This is a genomic window from Parahaemophilus parainfluenzae (assembly GCF_001055095.1).
Lineage (GTDB): Bacteria > Pseudomonadota > Gammaproteobacteria > Enterobacterales > Pasteurellaceae > Haemophilus_D > Haemophilus_D parainfluenzae_Z.
Window position 1 is genome coordinate 156925 of record NZ_JVHG01000010.1, and the last position, 21056, is coordinate 177980.

The following is a 21056-nucleotide window of genomic DNA, read 5'->3' on the forward strand; positions in this document are numbered from 1 at the left end:
CGGTTAAAATTTATGACGATTTCTAACCGCACTTGAGATTAAAAAGAATCGTGATATTTCACTAAATCTTCGCGGCTAATAGCAAATACACCCAGGCCACCATTTTTTAGTTCAACCCATTCAAATGGCACATCTGGGTATTGCTCGATAAGGCTCACCATGCTGTTGCCCACTTCACAAACGAGCATGCCATTTGGTGTTAAATAATCTGGCGCTTGTTTTAAAATTTGTTTTGTAATTTCTAACCCATCAACACCGGAACCTAAAGCTAATTCAGGTTCATAATGGAATTCTTCCGGCATATCTGCCAAATCTTCTTCATCCACATAAGGCGGATTGGTGACGATTAAATCATATTGTTGACCGAAGAGATTTTGGAATAAATCTGATTGAATCGGGAAAACACGATGTTCTAATTGATGACGCGCAATATTGATTTCTGCCACATTTAACGCATCTACAGAAAGATCGACTGCATCCACTTCAGCTTCAGGAAAGCCTTCAGCCGTCGCGATTGCGATACAACCACTGCCAGTACAAAGATCCAAAATGCGTTTTGGCTCAGATTTTAAAAGCGGAGCAAATTTATCTTGGATTAATGCACTAATTGGCGAGCGAGGAATAATTGTGCGCTCATCTACATAAAATTCTAATCCGCAGAACCATGCACTATTCGTTAAATAAGCGACTGGCACACGTTGTTCGATACGACTTAAAACTAATTGTACTAAAGTTTCTTTTTCTGAATGAGTCAGTTTACTGTTAAATAAATCTTGCGGTAAATCGAGCGGTAATTGAAGTCCTGCAAGCACTAATTGAAGACTTTCATCCCAAGCATTGTCATGGCCTTGTCCGTAATAAATATCAGAACGGTTAAATGTGCTGTATGTCCAGCGTAAAAAATCTTGAATGGTCGTTAATTCGCTTGCCACATTATCTTCTAAAATTGTCGCAATAAGTTCTTGATTGTGTAAGGTTTCCATTTTGTGCCTCAATAAAAAATTTGGCTAGTTATACCATAGAATAGATGTGCTATCATTAAGCAAAATAACAAATTGAGAAAAATAATGACAGAACCAGATGATTTCGATCTTTTTCGGGCGGAAACAAAAGGGATCAAACCCATCAAGCAAGATACCTTTGTGGCGCCACGTCAAAAGAGTGGTCAAAAAAAATCCCCTTTACGTGATATTCGAGAAAAAGAAGATACGCTTTTCTATTTTTCCGATGAATATGAACCATTGCTAAATGAACATGATGGTGTCATCAAATATTTACGCGAAGGGGAAGATAGCCATTTATTGAAACAACTTCGTCGTGGCGATTTTTCACCCGAATTATTTTTGGATTTACATGGTTTAACCCGTGAACAAGCCAAAATGGAATTGGCAGCACTGTTGTTAGCTTGTGAAGATGAGCATGTTTATTGCGCGAGCATTATGACTGGCTATGGTACGTTCACGTTGAAAAAACAAATTCCACGATGGTTAGTTCAACACCCTAAGGTACGGGCGTTACACCAAGCACCCAAAGAATGGGGCGGAGAAGCGGCGATACTCATTTTAGTGGATGTATAAAGAAAAAGTGCGGTCGAAATTGACCGCACTTTTTTTACATTTTTTCGATTGTCTTAATGCCTAATAACTCTAAACCTTGTTTTAAGGTTTTCTCTGTAAGAGAAGCGAGTTTTAAACGGCTTAATTTTACGCTTTCGTCTTCAGCATTTAAGATTGGACAGTGTTCATAGAATGAGGAGAACACACCTGCCAATTCATATAAATAAGCACAGAGCACATGCGGTGTCCCTTCTTTGCCCACAGTTTGAACCGCTTCTTCAAATTGAAGCAATTTGATGGCTAATGCACGTTCTTTTTCATCAGAAAGCTGAATTTTCGCTTCTGCAAGTGCGGTTGGATTCACGTCTGCTTTATTGAAGATTGAACGAATACGTGTGTAAGCATATTGCATATAAGGCGCGGTATTACCTTCAAAGCTGAGCATATTATCCCAATCGAATACATAGTCAGTGGTACGGTTTTTAGAAAGATCCGCATATTTCACCGAGCCAATACCCACCGCTTCAATAACCGCAGTTTTTTCTTCATCAGATAAGTTGGTATTTTTCTCGTTGATTAATACAGTGGCACGCTCAATCGCTTCATCTAATAAATCTGCTAATTTTACGGTGCCGCCAGTACGAGTTTTGAATGGTTTACCATCTTTACCCAACATCATACCGAAGTTTTTATGTTCAAGTGAGAAGCTGTCTGGTACATAACCGGCTTTACGCGTAATTAACCAGGCTTGTTGCATGTGTTGGCTTTGACGTGTATCAGAGAACACTAATGCACGATCCGCTTTTAAGGTTTCATAACGATATTTAGCCGCTGCAATATCGGTAGTGGTATAAAGGAAACCGCCATCTTTCTTCTGAACGATAACGCCCATTGCTTCGCCTTCTTTATTCTTGAATTCATCAAGATAAACCACTAGCGCCCCTTCATCTTCAACCGCTAAACCTTGTTTTTTCAGATCTTCAACGATAGCAGGTAACATCGGGTTATAAAGACTTTCACCCATCACATCTTTTTCGGTTAACGTAACATTCAAACGATCGTAGTTACGTTGGTTTTGTTGCATAGTGATATCGACTAATTTTTTCCACATTGTGCGGCAATATTCATCTCCACCTTGCAATTTCACTACATAGTTACGGGCTTTTTCAGCGAACGCTTCATCTTCATCATAATGTTTTTTCGCTTCGCGATAGAATGCTTCAAGATCTTGAAGTTCCATTTCACTCGCATGTTCATTTTCCATTTTTTCAAGATAAGCAATAAGCATACCAAATTGCGTACCCCAGTCACCCACGTGGTTCGCACGAATAACGTTATGACCTAAAAATTCAAGGGTGCGAACAACAGCATCACCGATAATGGTAGAACGTAAGTGACCTACGTGCATTTCTTTCGCAACGTTTGGTGAAGAATAATCAATCACGATAGTTTGTTTTTCATTTGCGCTGACACCAAGATTTTGATCTTTTAATGCGGCAGAAACATTATTCGCTAACCAAGTTGGATTTAAGAAAATATTAATAAAACCTGGACCAGCAATTTCAGTTTTTTCAGCGACATCAGAAAGATCAGCATGATCTAATACTTTTTGTGCAAATTCACGTGGATTTAAACCTAGTTTTTTAGCGGCAGCCATGATGCCGTTTGCTTGGTAGTCGCCAAATTGTGGTTTACCTGATTGGCGAATAAGCGCATCACATTGTTCATCTGCGCCAGCAGCAATCATCGCTTGTTTAATTTTATCGGATAAAATAGATTGAATATTCACGGTTTTTCCTAATCTTGAAATTGAATAATGAAAATAATCGGCTATGATACCGTTGTTTATAGATTTCTCAAAGTAAGAGCAGGAGAAAATGTCAAATTTAATGGAAAAATCGGCCGCACTTTATCAAGAGTTGCCTTTATTTCAGGAAAAAATTCAGCAATTAGCTGCCGTCATGAAAGTGAATTTAGCGGATTATCAAATTGATCATTTAGCTTTAAGAGCAAATACTAAAGAAAAAGCAAAAAATTGGCTGACAGAGTTATTAAAGTGCGGTAGAATTTTAAGCGATAATATCGTCAATGGGCGTCCTATCTATTTGATTGAATTAGATGAGCCAGTTGATTTCATTGGTCAGCCTGTCGATGTTATTGAATTACCGTTTCCTAAAAATAAACAATATCCCCAAGAAACTTGGGAACATATTGAAATTGTAATGCCGTTTTTATCTCATGAATCTGTTGAGGATTGGGGTAATCGAATTTGCAATACATTTTTATGGAAGGAACTAACTCAATTAACCATGAAGGTGAGCGAACCTAAGGTGGAAGGGGAGCAATTGCCCAATCCATCCATTGCAGTGAGTTTTGTTGATAAAACAGAAAATCACGTTTGCATAAAGGTTCATCCTTATACAATAAAGAAAATACTCGAGGTTTAGTGTAATGAAAAAAATTACCTTAGCATTAACTGTCTTATTAAGTTTAGGTTTATCAGCTTGTTCATCTCAATCACAAAAAGATGAAAGCGCTTATAAAGGTCAAGTTATCTTCACCGAATTACAAGGTGATGATATAAAATTAACCGTTCGTAAAAACGACTGCTCATACAAACAAGAAGGTGAAACAGAAGTTATCGTTCACAAATACGATTCAACTTTAGTAACTGGTGCTTGTGTGAAAGTATCTGACAACGGTCAAGGCGTGAAAAACGTTTCTACTTGGTCTCCAAGAAACCCAATCTAATTCATTTTTAGAAGGTTAGTTTTATGAAAAAAGTAACAGTAGCATTAGCACTTATGATGTCTGTTGGTTTAACGGGTTGTGCAAACACCGATGTTTTTAGTGGTGATGTATACTCTGCAGATCAAGCAAAAGAAGCTCGTTCAATTAGTTATGGTACAATCGTATCTGTTCGTCCTGTTAAAATCCAAGCTGATAACAATGGTGTCATTGGTTCAGTTGGTGGTGGTGCTTTAGGTGGTATCGCTGGCAGCACAATCGGTGGTGGTACAGGTCAAGCCATTGCAAGTGTTATTGGTGCGATTGGCGGTGCCATTGCAGGTAGCAAAATTGAAGAGAAAATGAGCCAAGTTAATGGTGCAGAGCTTGTTATCAGAAAAGATAATAGAGAAGAGATCGTTGTGGTTCAAAAAGCGGATCCTAGCTTTAAAGCAGGTCGTCGCGTAAGAATCGTTGGCGGTTCATCATTAAATGTTTCTGTTATCAACTAACTTAAACGAAAAAATAGAAAAAAGCGAGCCATAATAAGGTTCGCTTTTTTTATGTTTTAAATCAAAAGAAAGTGCGGTTGTTTTTTGCTTGAAAGTCAAAAATATGATACAACTATCAACCGTTATTTCACATCAACAATAGGAAGCAAAATGTCAAATTTACAACAAGTTATTGAAGCTGCATTTGAAAAACGTGCGGAAATCACCCCTAAAACAGTTGATGCACAAACTCGTGCAGCAATCGAAGAAGTGATCGAAGGATTAGATAGCGGTAAATACCGTGTTGCAGAAAAAATTGATGGCGAATGGGTTACTCATCAATGGTTGAAAAAAGCGGTATTATTATCTTTCCGTATCAATGATAACCAAATCATTGATGGCGCTGAAACTAAATACTACGACAAAGTAGCATTAAAATTTGCTGACTATACTGAAGAGCGTTTTGCTCAAGAAGGTTTCCGTGTCGTACCTTCTGCAACAGTACGTAAAGGCGCATATATTTCTAAAAACTGTGTATTGATGCCTTCTTATGTCAATATCGGTGCATACGTGGGTGAAGGTACCATGGTTGATACATGGGCAACTGTTGGTTCATGTGCGCAAATTGGTAAAAATGTACACTTATCTGGTGGTGTAGGCATTGGTGGTGTATTAGAGCCATTACAAGCAAACCCAACTATTATCGGTGATAACTGTTTTATCGGTGCACGTTCTGAAGTCGTTGAGGGCGTGATTGTGGAAGATGGTTGCGTGATCTCTATGGGCGTATTCATTGGTCAATCAACGAAGATCTACGATCGTGAAACAGGTGAAGTATTCTATGGCCGCGTTCCTGCTGGTTCTGTAGTGGTTTCAGGTAGCCTTCCATCTAAATGTGGTAAATACAGCTTATACTGTGCAGTGATCGTGAAAAAAGTTGATGCAAAAACTTTAGGTAAAGTAGGTATCAACGAATTATTACGCTCTATTGAAGAGTAATTAAGATCTTATAGAAAACAAACCGCACTTTAAAATAACTTAGTGCGGTTTTATTTATCATAGATAATAATGATTAAAAAGTTTATTTTTGTTGTTTTTATATTTTTTTCTATTTGGGGAATAAAAAGCCAATCAGAAAAAAGATGGGATGCTCTTAAGCACCAAAATCATATTTTATCGGTATTCAATAAAGAAGCTGCTCAATCCATAGATTCTATAGACAATAACACTAAAATTTCTTCCTATATCATAATTAATTTTAAAGAAAATATGAAAATATCTCTAATTAAGGATATCTTAGCAAAAGCTGGATTTATTTTTCAAAATGATAGGTATTGTAAGGGAGCAGAAGAGATAGATCTCTTTATAACTACTAAAATAAACCTCGTTTATCGTTATCCATCTAGAGATTGTGAAAACTATAAAAAATGACCGTACTTTATCTAACAAAGTGCGGTCATTTTCTTTTCTAAATTAGCGAATTATTTTTTTCTTGCTAACATTGTCGCAAATTTTAATTTAATGCGATTGCCGTTTTCATCAGTTTTATGTAATTCGCCCATATTTTCGTTGTATTCTAAGAATTCCCAATCTTTATAGTATTCTTTTAATTCACCTTCAGAGAACGTAAATGAGAATGCTAATGGACAAGGTACCTCAGGTGTAGACATCGCTGCTACAATTAAGTTGTAACCACCTGGGTTGGTGTGTTCTTGCATATTCTTAATAATGGCTGGAATTCGCTCACGATTTAAGAACATAAATACCACGGTAGATAAAATAAAGTCGTAGTTTTCTTGAATATTAGCGGTGTTAATATCATAAATAGCAGTTTTAATATTTAAGTTTTCTTTATCTTTAGTTTCGTTTAAGAAGGCAATACTGTTTTCGTTGTGATCCCAAGAAGTCACATCATAACCTTTTAAACTTAAATAAAGGGAGTTACGACCTTGTCCGCAGCCTAAATCTAACACTTTGCAAGGCTTAATAATTTTAGCTGCATCAACCACATCACCATGCGTTGCCGTCATATTATATTTTTTGCTGAAGTAATCTTCTTTTGTGCAATAGAAGCCAAGCGTACATTCTAAGTCATCAGAAAGGGCTTCAACTCGGTGCCAGGCTTGTGGTTCAACAAATGGAATATCACTTTCTGGGGTGAAAATATGTTCAGCAATGACATCGCCATTTTCAGTTAGCTCATAAAACTTAAGTTTACCTTTTAATACCGTAAGCTTGCCCCAAGTGCCCACTTTAGTATTGTGTTTTTCTTGAAACATTTTAGGTAATTTATCTTTTGTCCAAACCGGCATTTGTTTATAGCAGATAAGTTCGTTTGTCATAATGAATTCCTTTTAATTTGCGTGATAAATAGCTGATTGATATGGTAGGGTATTTGGTTCTGTTTGGCAATAAAAAAGGCGACCGAAGTCGCCTAAATATTAAATTATTTTACTTGCATACCGGCAGTGACACCGCTATCAGCTGAAAGTAAGAATAAATCACTTCCGCCAGTACCTGCAGAAAGAATCATTCCTTCTGATACACCGAATTTCATTTTGCGAGGAGCCAGGTTTGCAACCACAATAACAAAACGACCTTCTAATTCTTCAGGTTTGTTGTAAGCTGCTTTAATGCCAGAGAACACTTGACGAGTATGATCGCCTAAGTCTAATTCAAAACGTAAGAGTTTGTTTGATTCTGGTACAGCTTCGCATTTCAGTACTTTTGCCACACGCATATCGATTTTAGCAAAATCATCAATGGTAATGGTGTCAGCAATTGGTTCAACATTTGAAAGTGCGGTCGCTTTTGCTGCTGTTTTTTCTGTCGCTTTATTTGCTTCAGCGAAAAGTGCTTTAGTTTCTTCTACAACAGCATCAATTTGTTTTTTCTCTAAACGAGAGAAAAGCGCTTTAAATGGAGTAAGTTGATGACCTAATAAAGGCTGTGCAATATTATTCCAAGTCAGTTCTGTTTGTAAGAACGCTTCTGCACGTTCAGCCAGTTTTGGAAGAACCGGTTTTAAGTAAGACATTAATACACGGAAAAGTTCGATACCCATTGAGCAAACTGCTTGTAATTCGGCATCTTTACCTTCTTCTTTCGCAATCACCCAAGGCGCTTTTTCATCAATATATTTATTGGCTTTATCGGTTAATGCCATAATTTCACGAATGGCTTTGTTGTATTCACGGCTTTCATAGTAAGCAGCAATTTGTTCAGCTTGTGCGGTGAATTCATTAAAAAGCGCCTCATCTTCTAATTTATCTGCTAATTTGCCTTCGAAACGTTTTGTAATAAAGCCCGCATTACGAGACGCTAAATTGACTAATTTATTCACGATATCCGTATTGACACGTTGAACGAAATCTTCCAAGTTAAAATCAAGATCTTCGATGCGATCGTTTAATTTCGCTGCGTAGTAGTAACGCAAACATTCTGGGTCAATGTGATTTAAATAGGTGCTGGCTTGGATAAATGTACCGCGTGATTTTGACATTTTTGCGCCATCTACGGTGACATAACCGTGAGCAAACACATTGGTTGGTTTGCGGAATTCGCTACCTTCTAACATCGCCGGCCAGAATAGACTGTGGAAATATACGATATCTTTACCGATAAAGTGATAAAGTTCTGTATCGCTGTTTTCTCCCCAGAATTCATTAAAATCAATGCCTTCACGATCGCAGAGATTTTTGAAAGAAGCCATGTAGCCGATTGGGGCATCTAGCCAAACATAGAAGAATTTATCTTTTGCACCTGGAATTTCAAAACCAAAATAAGGGGCATCACGAGAGATATCCCATTGTTGCAAACCACTTTCAAACCATTCTTGCATTTTGTTTGCAATTTCCGGTTGAAGTGAGCCAGAGCGAGTCCATTCTTTTAACATCCCTTCAAAAGCAGGTAAGTCAAAGAAGAAGTGTTCAGATTCTTTAATGATTGGTGTTGCACCTGATACAGCAGAACGTGGATTAATTAAATCCATCGGGCTATAAGTGGATGCACAAACTTCGCAGTTATCACCATATTGATCTTCAGCTTTACATTTTGGACAAGTCCCTTTGACGAAACGATCCGGTAAGAACATGTTTTTTTCAGGATCGAATAACTGAGAAATGACTTTTGTTTTAATGAAGCCTTTTGCTTTTAATTTATTGTAAATGTCCGCAGTGAGTTGTTTATTTTCTTCACTGTGAGTAGAGTGATAGTTATCAAAACTGATATTAAAACCTGCAAAATCACGTACGTGATCGGCTTTTGCTTTTGCGATTAATTCTTCTGGTGTAATGCCTAATTTATCAGCATTAAGCATGATTGGTGTGCCGTGCGCGTCATCTGCACAGACAAAATGAATTTTATTACCACGCATACGTTGGAAACGCACCCAAATATCTGCTTGAATGTGTTCTAACATATGGCCTAAATGAATGGCACCATTTGCATAAGGTAATGCACATGTGACTAAAATTTTACGAGGTTGAGTTGTCATTATTTTTCTCTTATTCTTTTTGCAAAAATTGCGAGTATGTTACCCGATTAGTGTGATTTTTTCTAGTTTAGTTATACTTTTAGCTTAACATTTGAGGGGGAAAAGGGGTAGAATATCCCTGACAAATTTACTCTACTACCTACTACTATTAAAGGAATATTATGGCAACTGCTTTTTCTGAAAATTTAACAGCAGAACAACAAGCTCAGGTTCTGCAACTTTTCCAACAATTTCAACACCCAAGTTTGCAAAAAGATTTAATCGCATTAAATACTTTGAAGAAAGTAGAAAAAGGTGGCGATGTATTGCGTATTGAATTACAACTGCCTTTTGCATGGAACACTGGCGTGGAGCAAGTGAAACAACAGCTTTCTGATGCGTTATTAAAAGCAACGGATAGCAAAGAAATCAAATGGGTAGTGAATTATCAAATCGCAACCTTAAAACGTGCGAATAATCAACCCGCTGTAAAAGGTGTGAAGAACATCATTGCAGTGACTTCAGGTAAAGGTGGGGTAGGGAAATCATCCGTTTCGGTGAATCTTGCGCTTGCTTTACAAGCTCAAGGTGCTCGCGTAGGGATCTTAGATGCAGATATTTACGGCCCATCTATTCCGCATATGTTAGGTGCGCCGCATCAACGCCCAACTTCACCAGATAACCAACATATTACTCCAATTAAAGCGTATGGTTTATCTGCTAACTCGATTGGTTTCTTAATGGATGAAGATAATGCAACCATTTGGCGTGGTCCAATGGCAAGTAGCGCATTAAGCCAACTTTTAAATGAAACCTTATGGGACAGCTTAGATTACTTAGTGATTGATATGCCACCGGGTACAGGTGATATCCAATTAACGCTTTCACAACAAATCCCTGTAACGGGTGCGGTAGTGGTCACAACCCCACAAGATATTGCATTATTAGATGCGGTGAAAGGTGTATCGATGTTTGAACGTGTATCGGTGCCAGTGTTAGGTATTGTGGAAAATATGTCTATGCATATTTGTAGCAATTGTGGTCATCACGAAGCAATTTTCGGTACTGGTGGAGCAGAAAAAATGGCACAAAAATACAATGTGAAAGTATTAGGTCAGTTACCGTTGAATATCCAAGTTCGTCAAGATTTGGATGCGGGTAAACCAACTGTAGTTGCTGCACCAGACAGTGAAATTGCGAAATCTTTCTTAGATTTAGCAGAGAAAGTATCAACCGAGCTTTACTGGCAAGGTTCTGTGATTCCAAGCGAGATTTTATTCCGCGAAGTGAAATAATTACAAAAACATCATAAAAATTAACCGCACTTTAGGTCATCTAAAGTGCGGTTATTTTTTTAGCGAAATTTGCTTATTTTAAATGATCTGCATCATTTATTTTCTCAACGCAAAAACCGTTCTCATCGTCATAATGCACAACACTAATTGAGGTGTTAATAAGCGATACTGATTTATCTTCATCGCGGTGATTTTGCCAGGTTGCGCCATTTAATAAGGCAAGCAATAAACGTAGAGTATGGCCATGCGACACAATGAGAATATTGCCTTGATTGTGGATCTTAATAATGTCGTGCAATGCTTTCATGGCTCGCTCGCCCAATTGTTCGAACGTTTCTCCGCCATTTACTTGAGCTTTGTAATTGGCAGGATCTTTAATGAGTTGCTGGAATTCCGGATGTTCTCTTAAGGTATCAACAAGTTGACCTTCCCAAGAACCAAAATATTGTTCGTTTAAACCTTGGTGATGGAAAAGGGGAATATCTCGTTCACCAATAATATGAGAGGCTGTCGCGATGGTACGTTTTAATACACTAGAGTAGGCCGCAACAAAGGGAATGTTATTAAGTGCAATACCTGTTTTTTTCGCACCACTAATGCCTTCTTCGGTCAATGGGGAATCGCCATGACCTTGCATTAAACCTTCCGTATTCCAAACAGTTTTACCGTGGCGAATGAAATAAAAAGTCAGTTGTTTTTTCATTTTGCATGTCCATAAAAAAGATTAAGGAAGCCGAAACTTCCTTAATCATGATTTTAACGGGAGTAATAACCTGCCATTGAACTATATACGGCATTTTCTGCTTGAATGATGTTGTATTTTGCATTCAAGATAGAAAGTTGAGAGCTTTTCTCTGTGTTTGCCGCTGCAAGCCATTCACGTAATTCAGATACACCAGCATTGTAACGATCACGATAGTATTTAGTGATACGTTGGTTATAACTGTGAGTTTTTTGCAAGTTGGCAAAGGCACTTTGTGCTTGTGTGTAGGCAAAGTAGTTGGTATCTACATCATTCAAGGCTTTAGTGATGCTTTGCTCATAGTTTAAACGTGCAGTTTCATAATCTGCTTCAGAGATTTTCACGTTCCATTTCACCGTATTCCAGTTGAGGAATGGTAGGCTAATGCCGATTAAACCTGTACCAACTGGATTGTGCAATGCATTACCGACTTTAGTACCACTTGATGTTAAGCTACCACCTAAAGTCACTTCAGGGAACCAGCCTTTTTCGGTTGCTTTGGCATTTTTGAATGCACTGCTTAAGCGATATTGATAGCCTTTTACATCAGGACGATTCGCAATCACAGAAACGGGTACATTTAAATTCACGCCCACGTTTTTCACATTAAGAATGTGTGGGAAGTTGATATTTAATGCTTCTTCCGGTTTTAAGTTCAGTAAGTTACGTAAAGTTTGTTCTGCTGTTTTGCGTTGCGTTTGATAGTTGATCAAGTTGTTACGTGCGGTTAATACAGCTTGTTGTGCTTGATCTACACTAGCGCTGTCAGCGACACCTTGCGATAAACGACGTTGCATGATGCTGCTAATGTCGTTGTAGTATTTGATGGTTTCTTCGGTTGTGCTGATAGCATCATTTAAATAAGCAATTTGATAATAGGTTGTTACAACAGAGTTGATGAGTGAAAGTTTGGTTGCTTCTAAATCTTCAGCAGTAGCTTTGTGTGACCATTCTGCCGCATCAGCCGTATCCGCTAAACGTTGCCATAAATCTAATGTATAACTCACATTTAGTGCACCTTGGTGACTTACCGTTGAGTTACCACCTGTTTTCACGTTCTTACTTGCAGAAGATTGGGTTGAACCGCTAAATGCAGGAATTAAATTCGCGCCAGCAAGGTTTGCATTATATAAAGCACGGTTTACGGCGACAGACGCTTTGGCTAAATCTTTGTTGTTAACTAATGCTTGTTCTACCATACGATTTAATTGTGCATCATTGTAAAGCGCCCACCAGTTTTCTTTTACATTAAATTGTTTGGTGATTTCCGCATAATTTTGGTAATCCTGCTGGCTCGCTTTATAAGAATCGCCGATGTTAGCACAGCCTGCTAGCGCAGTTGCCATCGCGATTGCTAAGGTTAATTTTTTCATTTTTAACATAGATTTTTTCCTTTCTTTTAAATTAAAGTGCGGTCAAAAATTAGTGAGAATTTTAACCGCTCTTTTGTGTTTTACAAAATTTCTTTATTCTCGAGCAAGAGCTGTAATTGGATCTAATTGTGCTGCACGTTTTGCCGGCATATAACCGAAGATCACTCCAATCATGGTAGAGAAGACCACTGCGGCAACAATTGAGCCAGTTGAGAATGCCATCGTAAAGTCAGTCATAAATACGTTAAAGAGCAGACCGATTAAACCCGAAAGCAGAATCCCCGTCACACCGCCAATTAAACAAATCAACACGGCTTCAATTAAAAATTGTTGCAGAATATTAAATTGTCTCGCCCCAATAGCCATGCGCACACCAATTTCTTTGGTTCGCTCTGTCACAGAAACCAACATGATATTCATCACACCAATACCGCCTACAATCAATGAAATAAAGGCGATAGAGGAAATGAGTAATTTCATCGTGCCAGTGGTACTTTCAATAGTTTGTTTAATGGTATCACTATTCATGATGAAGAAATCTTTTTTACCATGACGCATGGTAAGCAATTCAGTAATTCCTTTTTCAGCGACAGTAGTATTCACGGAATCATCTACTTTAACGGTAATCGAGCCAATTTTTTTGCTGCCCGAAATACGATTCATCACGGTGGTGTAAGGCGCATAGAGATTAAGTGAACTGCTTGCCCCGCCCATTTGTTTATCGGATACCACGCCAATAATACGTAATGGACGTTTATTAAACATCACAATTTTGCCGATGGGATTTTCATCTGGGAAAATCGACTTTTTTGCACTTTCATCGATTAAGGCTACTTGGTTGTTATCAGCAACATCTTGAGCAGAAAATAAATTACCGGATTTTAGTTTTAAGCCATCTACATCAAAATATTGTTCGCCTACACCTTTTAAACTGGTCGAGGAGAAAGTCTGGTTACCATAAATTAATGTGCCACTTGATGAGCTATTTGGCGTGACACTTTGTACATAGCTTTGTTGATTTAAGGCAGTGGCATCATTAATGGTGAGATTCTGCATTTGTTCAGCACGACGATCACCAAAGCCTGTACCATTAAAGATGGTCATGGTACTTGTACCAATACCTTTGATATTCTCTAAGATTTTTTGCTGTGAACCATTTCCCAATGCCACGACAGAAACTACAGAGGTAATCCCGATAATAATCCCGAGCATGGTTAAAAGAGAACGCATTTTGTGGGCAATAATAGCACTCACAGACATACGAAAGGCTTCAACAAATTGATCTTTGCTGAACCCAAAGTGCGGTTTAGATTTGGTTGGATTTTCGACCGCACTTTTTACCGCTTCTTTTTGCGTATCGCCAATGATTTCTCCATCTTTAATTTCAATTACGCGATTCGCACTGGCGGCAATTTCTCGGTCGTGGGTTACCATAATAATGGTGTGGCCTTCTGCGTGTAATTGACGCAGAATTTCCATCACATTTTGACCGCTTTGAGAATCCAATGCGCCAGTGGGTTCATCGGCTAAAATAATTTCACCGCCATTCATCAACGCACGTGCAATACTCACACGCTGTTGCTGACCACCAGAAAGCTGGCTTGGTTTATTTTGCCATTTATTGCCTAAACCTAATTTTTCTAAAAGTTGTTTCGCACGAGAAAGACGTTTTTCTTGCGACATCCCCGCATAAATTGCAGGCAAGGCGACGTTTTCTGCAGCGGTCAAGCTCGACAATAAGTTATAGCGTTGGAAAATAAAGCCGAATTTTTGGCTACGTAAATCTGACAGCTGATCTTTGCTTAATTCAATGGTTTCTTTGCCATTGATTTTGTAAGAACCACTGGTTGCCGTATCCAAGCATCCGATGATATTCATCAAGGTTGATTTACCCGAACCGGATTGCCCAATAATCGCGACGAAATCACCTTTTTCAATATTTAAAGAGACATTCTTTAAAATATGAACACGATTTTCGCCTTCACCGAAGTAACGGTTGAGATCCTTAATTTCAATAATATTCATTAATTTTCTACCGCACTTTTAGAACATTCTTGGACCACGAGGCATAGAGCCAACTTTTTCACCATTAGCCACTTGTGACACGATGACTTTTTCACCTTCGTTTAAACCCGATTTGATTTCAGTTTTGAAATCATTTTGAACACCGATTTCAACTTCACGCGGTTCAGGTTGATTTTTATCATTCAATACATTGACAAAGCTTTTGCCATCACGTTTTTGAATAGCCATATTGGAAACGAATAACACATCTTTCGCGTTGGCAATTTTGATGTTGTTTTCTGTCGTCATTCCGATGCGTAAAGTACGATCAGGGGTATCAATCAAAACATTGGCGTAATAGTAGATCGCACTGGTCGTTGAGCTGCTACTTGAACTTGTCGAAGATGATGTTGAAGAACTATCACTTGTCGTGGTATTGGCTGGATCAACCGAATCAATAACGGAGTGATACACGGTTTGGCTATCTGATAAAATAGTAAAGCTCACTTCTTGGCCGGCTTTGACTTTGGTAATGTCACCTTCCGAAATCTCAGGTTTAATTTTCATTTTGCTTAAATCAGCAATGGTTACAATTGTTGGCGTCGTTTGGTTGGCATTAACGGTTTGACCTTCTGAAACGGGCACAGAAATGACGGTACCATCCATTGGTGCGGTAATTTTTGTATAACCCACATTGGTTTCTGCGGTATTCACTTCAATTTCAGCTTGTTTGATATTGGCTTCAATGGCTTCCATTTCCGCTTTCGCATTATCAAGGGTGCTTTTAGCTGTATTCAGACTATCTAAAGATGTCGCTTTTTGTGTATAAAGTTTTGATAAGCGGTTATAGCTTGAAAGGGCTACATCATAAGCGGTTCGCTTCGCTTTTAATTGCGCTTGATAGCTAACCAATGCCGCCTTTTTGGTATTTAAGGTATTAATTTGGGTTGTAGAATCAATATCTGCGATCATTTCGCCTTTTTTGATTTCTTGTCCTAATTTGACATAGAGTTTGGTAATTTTACCCGAAGCTTGGGCACCAACATCAACTTCATTTACGCTTTCAACCGAACCAGAGGCAACAACTGTTTTTTCCACATTGCCACGTGTAACCGATTCAGTCAGATAGGTGGTTTCTTGCTTGCTATTGCTTGAGAAAAAATAATAAGCTGCGCCAGCAGCAATGAGTAATCCAAGTAAAATAAAAAAGCGTTTTTTCATAAAGACTTTGTCATCCCAAATAAAAAAATGAACGTTTGTTCAGTGAAGGTGTATTCTAAAGGCAAACTTTTCAGTTTGCACGAAAAATCTTCAAGTTAGACCTAAAAATCCTCAAAAATTCAGTATTAATTTAATGAAAGTGCGGTTAGTTTTGGGATCAAATTCACAACGCCAGACTTTTCGTATAGAATGGAGAAATTATTTTCAATTTATTGAGAAATTTATGAGCAATACAGAACACACTCTAGAAAATGCGGAAAATACCCGCACACACAATTTCATTACTCAAATTATTGATGAAGATTTAGCTTCGGGTAAACACAAAAGTGTTCATACTCGTTTCCCGCCTGAGCCAAATGGCTATTTGCATATTGGCCACGCAAAATCGATTTGCTTAAACTTTGGGTTAGCAAAAGAATATAACGGTTTATGTAACCTACGTTTTGACGATACCAATCCGGTGAAAGAAGACGTGGAATATGTGGATTCCATTAAAGCCGATGTAGAATGGTTAGGCTTTAAATGGGAAGGCGAACCGCGTTATGCGTCTGATTATTTCGATGAACTTTATGGCTATGCCATTGAGTTAATCGAAAAAGGTTTAGCGTATGTGGATGAACTTTCTCCAGATGAAATGCGTGAGTATCGCGGTACATTAACTGAGCCTGGTAAAAACAGTCCATATCGTGATCGTAGTGTCGAAGAAAACTTAGCGTTATTTGAAAGAATGAAAAATGGCGAATTTGCTGAAGGTACATTAAGTCTTCGTGCAAAAATCGACATGGCTTCACCATTTATGGTCATGCGTGATCCCGTGCTTTATCGTATTAAATTTGCGAGCCATCACCAAACCGGTGACAAATGGTGTATTTACCCAATGTACGACTTCACTCACTGTATCTCTGATGCGATTGAGCGTATTACACACTCTCTATGTACATTAGAATTCCAAGACAACCGTCGTTTATATGACTGGGTGCTGGAAAATATTAGTATTGAACGTCCATTACCGCATCAATATGAATTCTCACGTTTAAATTTAGAAGGTACATTAACGTCTAAACGTAAATTATTGAAATTAGTGAACGACGGCATTGTAGATGGTTGGAATGACCCTCGTATGCCAACGATTTCAGGTTTACGTCGTCGCGGTTATACCCCGGCTTCGTTACGTGAATTCTGCCGTCGTATCGGTGTGACTAAACAAGATAACGTCGTAGAGTATTCTGCACTTGAAGCCTGCATTCGTGAAGATTTAAACGAAAATGCACCACGCGCAATGGCGGTGATTGATCCTGTTCGCGTAGTGATTGAAAACTTTGAAGGCGAAGAAACCTTAACGGCACCAAATCACCCAAATCGCCCTGAATTAGGTGAGCGTCAATTACCGTTTACGAAAGAGCTTTATATTGATCGTGCAGACTTCCGTGAAGAAGCAAACAAACAATATAAACGTTTAGTATTAGGTAAAGAAGTGCGTTTGCGTAATGCTTATGTGATTAAAGCTGAACGTGTCGAAAAAGATGCAAATGGTGAAATCACCACGATCTTCTGTACTTATGATCCTGATACTTTAGGTAGAAATCCAGCGGATGGTCGTAAAGTGAAAGGGGTAATTCACTGGGTATCTGCAGTGCATAATCACCCAGCAGAGTTCCGTTTATATGAGCGTCTTTTCACCGTACCAAACCCAGGTGCAGCAGAAGAAATCGAAAGCGTGTTAAATCCAACCTCTTTAGTGGTGAAACACGGTTTTGTAGAACAAAGCCTTGCAAATGCAGAACCTGAAAAAGGTTATCAATTTGAACGCGAAGGTTATTTCTGTGCGGATAACAAAGACAGCCGTCCAGAGCACTTAGTGTTTAACTTAACCGTAAGCTTAAAAGAAGGCTTCTAATTCTAAACATCAAAGTGCGGTCAAAAATTACGTAAATTTTGACCGCACTTTTTTATTGGTTTCACTATGCAATTTGAATCTCATTTTTGGCAAAAAAAATCGCTCCTTGAAATGACAGAATCCGAATGGGAAGCCCTATGTGATGGCTGCGGGAAATGCTGTTATCGGAAATATATTCAAGGGCGGGGCAAGCGTGAAAAACTCTATTACACACGCATTGCTTGCAATCTATTAGATGTGGAAACAGGAAAGTGTCGTAATTATCCTGAACGTTTTAAAATCGAAAGTGATTGCACCAAATTAACCAAAAAGAACTTGCCTGATTTTGGGTGGTTGCCGAATACCTGTGCGTATCGTTTATTGTATGAGGGGAAACCTTTGCCCGAATGGCATCCTTTAATCAGCGGTGATCCTAATTCAGTGAAAAATGCAGGTGTTTTAATTCAAGATGGCGTACATGAAGAAGATGTCATTGATTGGTTTGAATTTGTCATTGAAACTGAATAATTTAAATTTCGTTGTTTTTTTATTCTCTTTAAACTTTGTTTTTTGATTTAGGTCACAATTTGCGAGATTGGCAATTGTATTTCAATTGTGCTTACTTATAATACTTATTAAGTATTATATAGATGTATCATTCGTTGTATGCAAATGTCCTTATCACTTAAACAATCTGATGAAAAACTTGGCATTTCGTTTTCCCATTATGATATTAATGGGCATTTGATTGATGCATCGCCAACCAGTGTTGATTATTTTATCGAGCAGTTGCAATTTCCGCCGAATATTGGACAAAATCAGCCGTTCCAAGATGTAATATGTGCCTTTGAAAACGAACCCATTCATGATGATTTAATCGCGTTTTCTTCTCCTCTTGATGCTTTTTTGCGTTATCAATTGCTCGACGAGCAAAACCAAATTCAGTTTGAAAAAACCATTCCATATTCAACAGCACTTTCATTCATTGCCTGCTTTGCCTTTTATCTATTATCGTTTAATGCTTTTTGCCGCTCAACAAACGAGAAAATACAATCGGTTGTAAATAATCAAGCTTGCAAAGCATAAAGGAGTATGTCATGACGAAATTAGTCGCTCAATCAGTAATTAATTCATTTTTTGATGGCAAACATGCCGATCCTTTTGCTGTATTAGGCATGCATGAAACTCACAATGGTATTGAGATTCGTGCTTTATTACCCGATGCAGATAAAGTCGAAGTGATTGATAAAGAAAGTCAATCCATCGTTGTCGAACTAGAAAAACTGGATGACCGCGGATTTTTTGCTGCTATTGTGCCAGAGATTCACCATTTCTTTACCTACCAATTAAAAGTGTATTGGGGCGTAGAAGCCCAAATTATTGAAGATCCGTACCGTTTCCATCCAATGATTAATGACTTGGATCAATGGTTATTAGCGGAAGGTTCGTTATTGCGTCCTTATGAAGTATTAGGTGCACATTTTACTGAATGTGACAGTGTACCGGGCGTAAATTTCCGGGTATGGGCGCCAAATGCTAAACGAGTTTCGTTGGTCGGTGATTTTAACTATTGGGACGGTCGTCGTCATCCAATGCGTTTCCATCCGGCAAGTGGGGTATGGGAATTGTTCTTACCCAAAGCTAGCCTGGGTCAACGCTATAAATTTGAATTGATTGATTGCAACAGCAACCTTCGTTTAAAAGCTGACCCTTATGCATTCAGATCGGAATTGCGCCCAGATACTGCATCAGAAATCAGCATGTTGCCGGATGTGGTCGAAATGACAGAGCAACGTCGTAAAGCGAACCAACGTAATCAACCTATTTCAATCTATGAAGTACATTTGGGATCATGGCGTCGTAATTTAGAGAATAATTTCTGGCTTGATTATGACCAAATTGCTGATGAGCTTATTCCTTATGTTAAACATATGGGCTTTACGCATATTGAGTTTTTGCCACTCTCCGAATTTCCATTCGATGGCTCTTGGGGGTATCAACCGATAGGGCTGTATTCACCAACTAGCCGTTTTGGTACACCAGAAGGCTTTAAACGCTTAGTCGAAAAAGCCCACAAAGCAGGCATTAATGTGATTTTAGACTGGGTGCCAGGGCATTTCCCTAGTGATACACACGGTTTAGTGGCATTTGATGGTACAGCCTTATATGAACATGCTGACCCACGTGAAGGCTATCATCAAGACTGGAATACCTTAATTTATAACTATGGTCGTAATGAAGTGAGAAACTTCTTATCCAGTAATGCACTGTATTGGCTTGAGCGATTTGGTGTAGATGGTATCCGTGTAGATGCGGTCGCGTCAATGATTTACCGCGATTACAGCCGTGCTGAAGGCGAATGGATTCCGAATCAATATGGCGGTCGTGAAAATTTAGAAGCCATTGAATTCTTAAAACATACCAACTGGAAAATCCATTCTGAGGTGTCTGGTGCGATTTCGATTGCGGAAGAATCCACTTCTTTCGGTGGCGTAACCCATCCGACAGAAAACGGTGGTCTTGGATTTAATTTTAAATGGAACATGGGCTGGATGAATGACACCCTAAGTTATATGAAACTCGATCCCGTTTATCGTCGTTATCATCACGTCAAAATGACCTTCGGGATGATTTATCAATACAGCGAAAACTTTGTGTTACCGCTTTCTCACGATGAGGTGGTACACGGCAAATGTTCGTTACTCGGCAAAATGCCGGGCGATGCGTGGCAAAAATTCGCTAACTTGCGTGCTTACTACGGTTATATGTGGGGTTATCCAGGCAAGAAATTATTATTCATGGGCAATGAATTTGCTCAAGGTCGCGAATGGAATTATGAAGAAAGTTTGGATTGGTTTTTACTTGACGAAAATCATGGTGGCTTATGGCATAAAGGTGTCTTGCAATTAGTCAAAGATTTGAACGGAATTTATCAAAAAAATGCACCGCTCTTTGAATTAGACGGTGAACCGGAAGGCTTTGATTGGTTAGTGGTAGATGATGCGGAAAATTCAGTCTTTGCTTTTGAACGTAAAAGCAGTAATGGCGAACGCATTATTGTGATCAGTAACTTCACACCTGTGCCACGCGAAGGCTATCGCATTGGGGTCAATGCCGCGGGTGAATACGAAGAAATTTTGAATACTGACTCAATGTATTATCAAGGTTCAAACGTGGGTAATTTTGGTTTGGTGAAAAGTGAAGCGATTGCAAGTCATGGACGTGATAATTCGATTAACGTGACCATTCCGCCACTCGCAACGATCTATTTAAAATATAAAGCATAATAATAGCGAA

Annotated in this window: 19 protein-coding genes; 11 read left to right on the forward strand and 8 right to left on the reverse strand. The window is 38.6% G+C overall.

What is annotated here, in order from left to right:
• Positions 1-38: 38 nt before the first annotated feature.
• Complete coding sequence (gene prmB, locus ADA56_RS02745) at positions 39-983, reverse strand: 50S ribosomal protein L3 N(5)-glutamine methyltransferase (RefSeq protein WP_049369059.1); 945 nt, start codon at positions 981-983, stop codon at positions 39-41.
• 84 nt (positions 984-1067) lie between these two features.
• Between prmB and smrB the strand changes: the two genes are divergently transcribed.
• Complete coding sequence (smrB, locus tag ADA56_RS02750) at positions 1068-1577, forward strand: endonuclease SmrB (protein WP_049369061.1); 510 nt, start codon at positions 1068-1070, stop codon at positions 1575-1577.
• 34 nt (positions 1578-1611) lie between these two features.
• Here the strand turns inward: smrB and argS are convergent, their stop codons facing one another.
• Positions 1612-3345 (reverse strand): arginine--tRNA ligase, encoded by a 1734-nt coding sequence (gene argS, locus ADA56_RS02755; protein ID WP_049369063.1) that lies wholly within the window; start codon positions 3343-3345, stop codon positions 1612-1614.
• Between the two features lie 88 nt (positions 3346-3433).
• Here argS and ADA56_RS02760 point away from each other — a divergent pair, with 88 nt between their 5' ends.
• The 5 genes from ADA56_RS02760 (at position 3434) to ADA56_RS02780 (ending at position 6205) form a co-directional block, all read left to right on the forward strand.
• Entirely contained in the window at positions 3434-4003 is a 570-nt protein-coding gene (locus tag ADA56_RS02760; RefSeq protein WP_049369065.1) for a VOC family protein, read from the forward strand.
• Between the two features lie 4 nt (positions 4004-4007).
• Positions 4008-4307, forward strand: coding sequence for a hypothetical protein (locus tag ADA56_RS02765; protein ID WP_049369067.1), 300 nt, complete (start codon positions 4008-4010; stop codon positions 4305-4307).
• 23 nt (positions 4308-4330) lie between these two features.
• Positions 4331-4795 carry a glycine zipper 2TM domain-containing protein gene (locus ADA56_RS02770; protein WP_049369068.1) on the forward strand — a complete coding sequence of 155 codons (465 nt, stop codon included), beginning with the start codon at positions 4331-4333 and terminating at the stop codon, positions 4793-4795.
• 150 nt (positions 4796-4945) lie between these two features.
• Positions 4946-5773 (forward strand): 2,3,4,5-tetrahydropyridine-2,6-dicarboxylate N-succinyltransferase, encoded by an 828-nt coding sequence (gene dapD / locus ADA56_RS02775; protein ID WP_005695977.1) that lies wholly within the window; start codon positions 4946-4948, stop codon positions 5771-5773.
• A gap of 69 nt (positions 5774-5842) precedes the next feature.
• Complete coding sequence (locus ADA56_RS02780; protein WP_049369069.1) at positions 5843-6205, forward strand: hypothetical protein; 363 nt, start codon at positions 5843-5845, stop codon at positions 6203-6205.
• Between the two features lie 50 nt (positions 6206-6255).
• Here ADA56_RS02780 and tehB read toward each other — a convergent pair whose 3' ends face one another.
• Positions 6256-7116, reverse strand: coding sequence for an SAM-dependent methyltransferase TehB (gene tehB, locus ADA56_RS02785; RefSeq protein ID WP_049369073.1), 861 nt, complete (start codon positions 7114-7116; stop codon positions 6256-6258).
• Positions 7117-7220: 104 nt separating this feature from the next.
• Positions 7221-9269 (reverse strand): methionine--tRNA ligase, encoded by a 2049-nt coding sequence (gene metG / locus ADA56_RS02790; RefSeq protein WP_049369075.1) that lies wholly within the window; start codon positions 9267-9269, stop codon positions 7221-7223.
• 161 nt (positions 9270-9430) lie between these two features.
• On the opposite strand from metG, the gene apbC reads away from it, so the two are divergent.
• Entirely contained in the window at positions 9431-10543 is a 1113-nt protein-coding gene (gene apbC / locus ADA56_RS02795) for an iron-sulfur cluster carrier protein ApbC (RefSeq protein WP_049364122.1), read from the forward strand.
• A 73-nt stretch (positions 10544-10616) separates the two neighbouring features.
• Here apbC and ADA56_RS02800 read toward each other — a convergent pair whose 3' ends face one another.
• The 4 genes from ADA56_RS02800 to ADA56_RS02815 form a co-directional block, all read right to left on the reverse strand.
• Complete coding sequence (locus tag ADA56_RS02800; protein WP_049369076.1) at positions 10617-11246, reverse strand: histidine phosphatase family protein; 630 nt, start codon at positions 11244-11246, stop codon at positions 10617-10619.
• Positions 11247-11299: 53 nt separating this feature from the next.
• Positions 11300-12667: a toxin/drug exporter TdeA gene (gene tdeA / locus ADA56_RS02805; RefSeq protein WP_049369079.1), complete on the reverse strand. Its 1368-nt coding sequence runs from the start codon at positions 12665-12667 to the stop codon at positions 11300-11302.
• 84 nt (positions 12668-12751) lie between these two features.
• Positions 12752-14683 (reverse strand): MacB family efflux pump subunit, encoded by a 1932-nt coding sequence (locus ADA56_RS02810; RefSeq protein ID WP_049369081.1) that lies wholly within the window; start codon positions 14681-14683, stop codon positions 12752-12754.
• Positions 14684-14701: 18 nt separating this feature from the next.
• Positions 14702-15883 carry an efflux RND transporter periplasmic adaptor subunit gene (locus ADA56_RS02815; protein WP_049369083.1) on the reverse strand — a complete coding sequence of 394 codons (1182 nt, stop codon included), beginning with the start codon at positions 15881-15883 and terminating at the stop codon, positions 14702-14704.
• Positions 15884-16106: 223 nt separating this feature from the next.
• Between ADA56_RS02815 and glnS the strand changes: the two genes are divergently transcribed.
• The 4 genes from glnS (at position 16107) to glgB (ending at position 21046) form a co-directional block, all read left to right on the forward strand.
• Complete coding sequence (glnS, locus tag ADA56_RS02820) at positions 16107-17780, forward strand: glutamine--tRNA ligase (RefSeq protein WP_049369085.1); 1674 nt, start codon at positions 16107-16109, stop codon at positions 17778-17780.
• 66 nt (positions 17781-17846) lie between these two features.
• Positions 17847-18287, forward strand: a complete 441-nt coding sequence (locus ADA56_RS02825; RefSeq protein ID WP_049369087.1) for a YcgN family cysteine cluster protein — start codon at positions 17847-17849, stop codon at positions 18285-18287.
• Between the two features lie 144 nt (positions 18288-18431).
• Entirely contained in the window at positions 18432-18845 is a 414-nt protein-coding gene (locus ADA56_RS02830; protein WP_239658985.1) for a 4-alpha-glucanotransferase, read from the forward strand.
• A gap of 11 nt (positions 18846-18856) precedes the next feature.
• On the forward strand, positions 18857-21046 hold the full coding sequence (gene glgB / locus ADA56_RS02835) for a 1,4-alpha-glucan branching protein GlgB (protein WP_049369089.1): 2190 nt from the start codon (positions 18857-18859) through the stop codon (positions 21044-21046).
• The last annotated feature ends 10 nt before the right edge of the window (positions 21047-21056 follow it).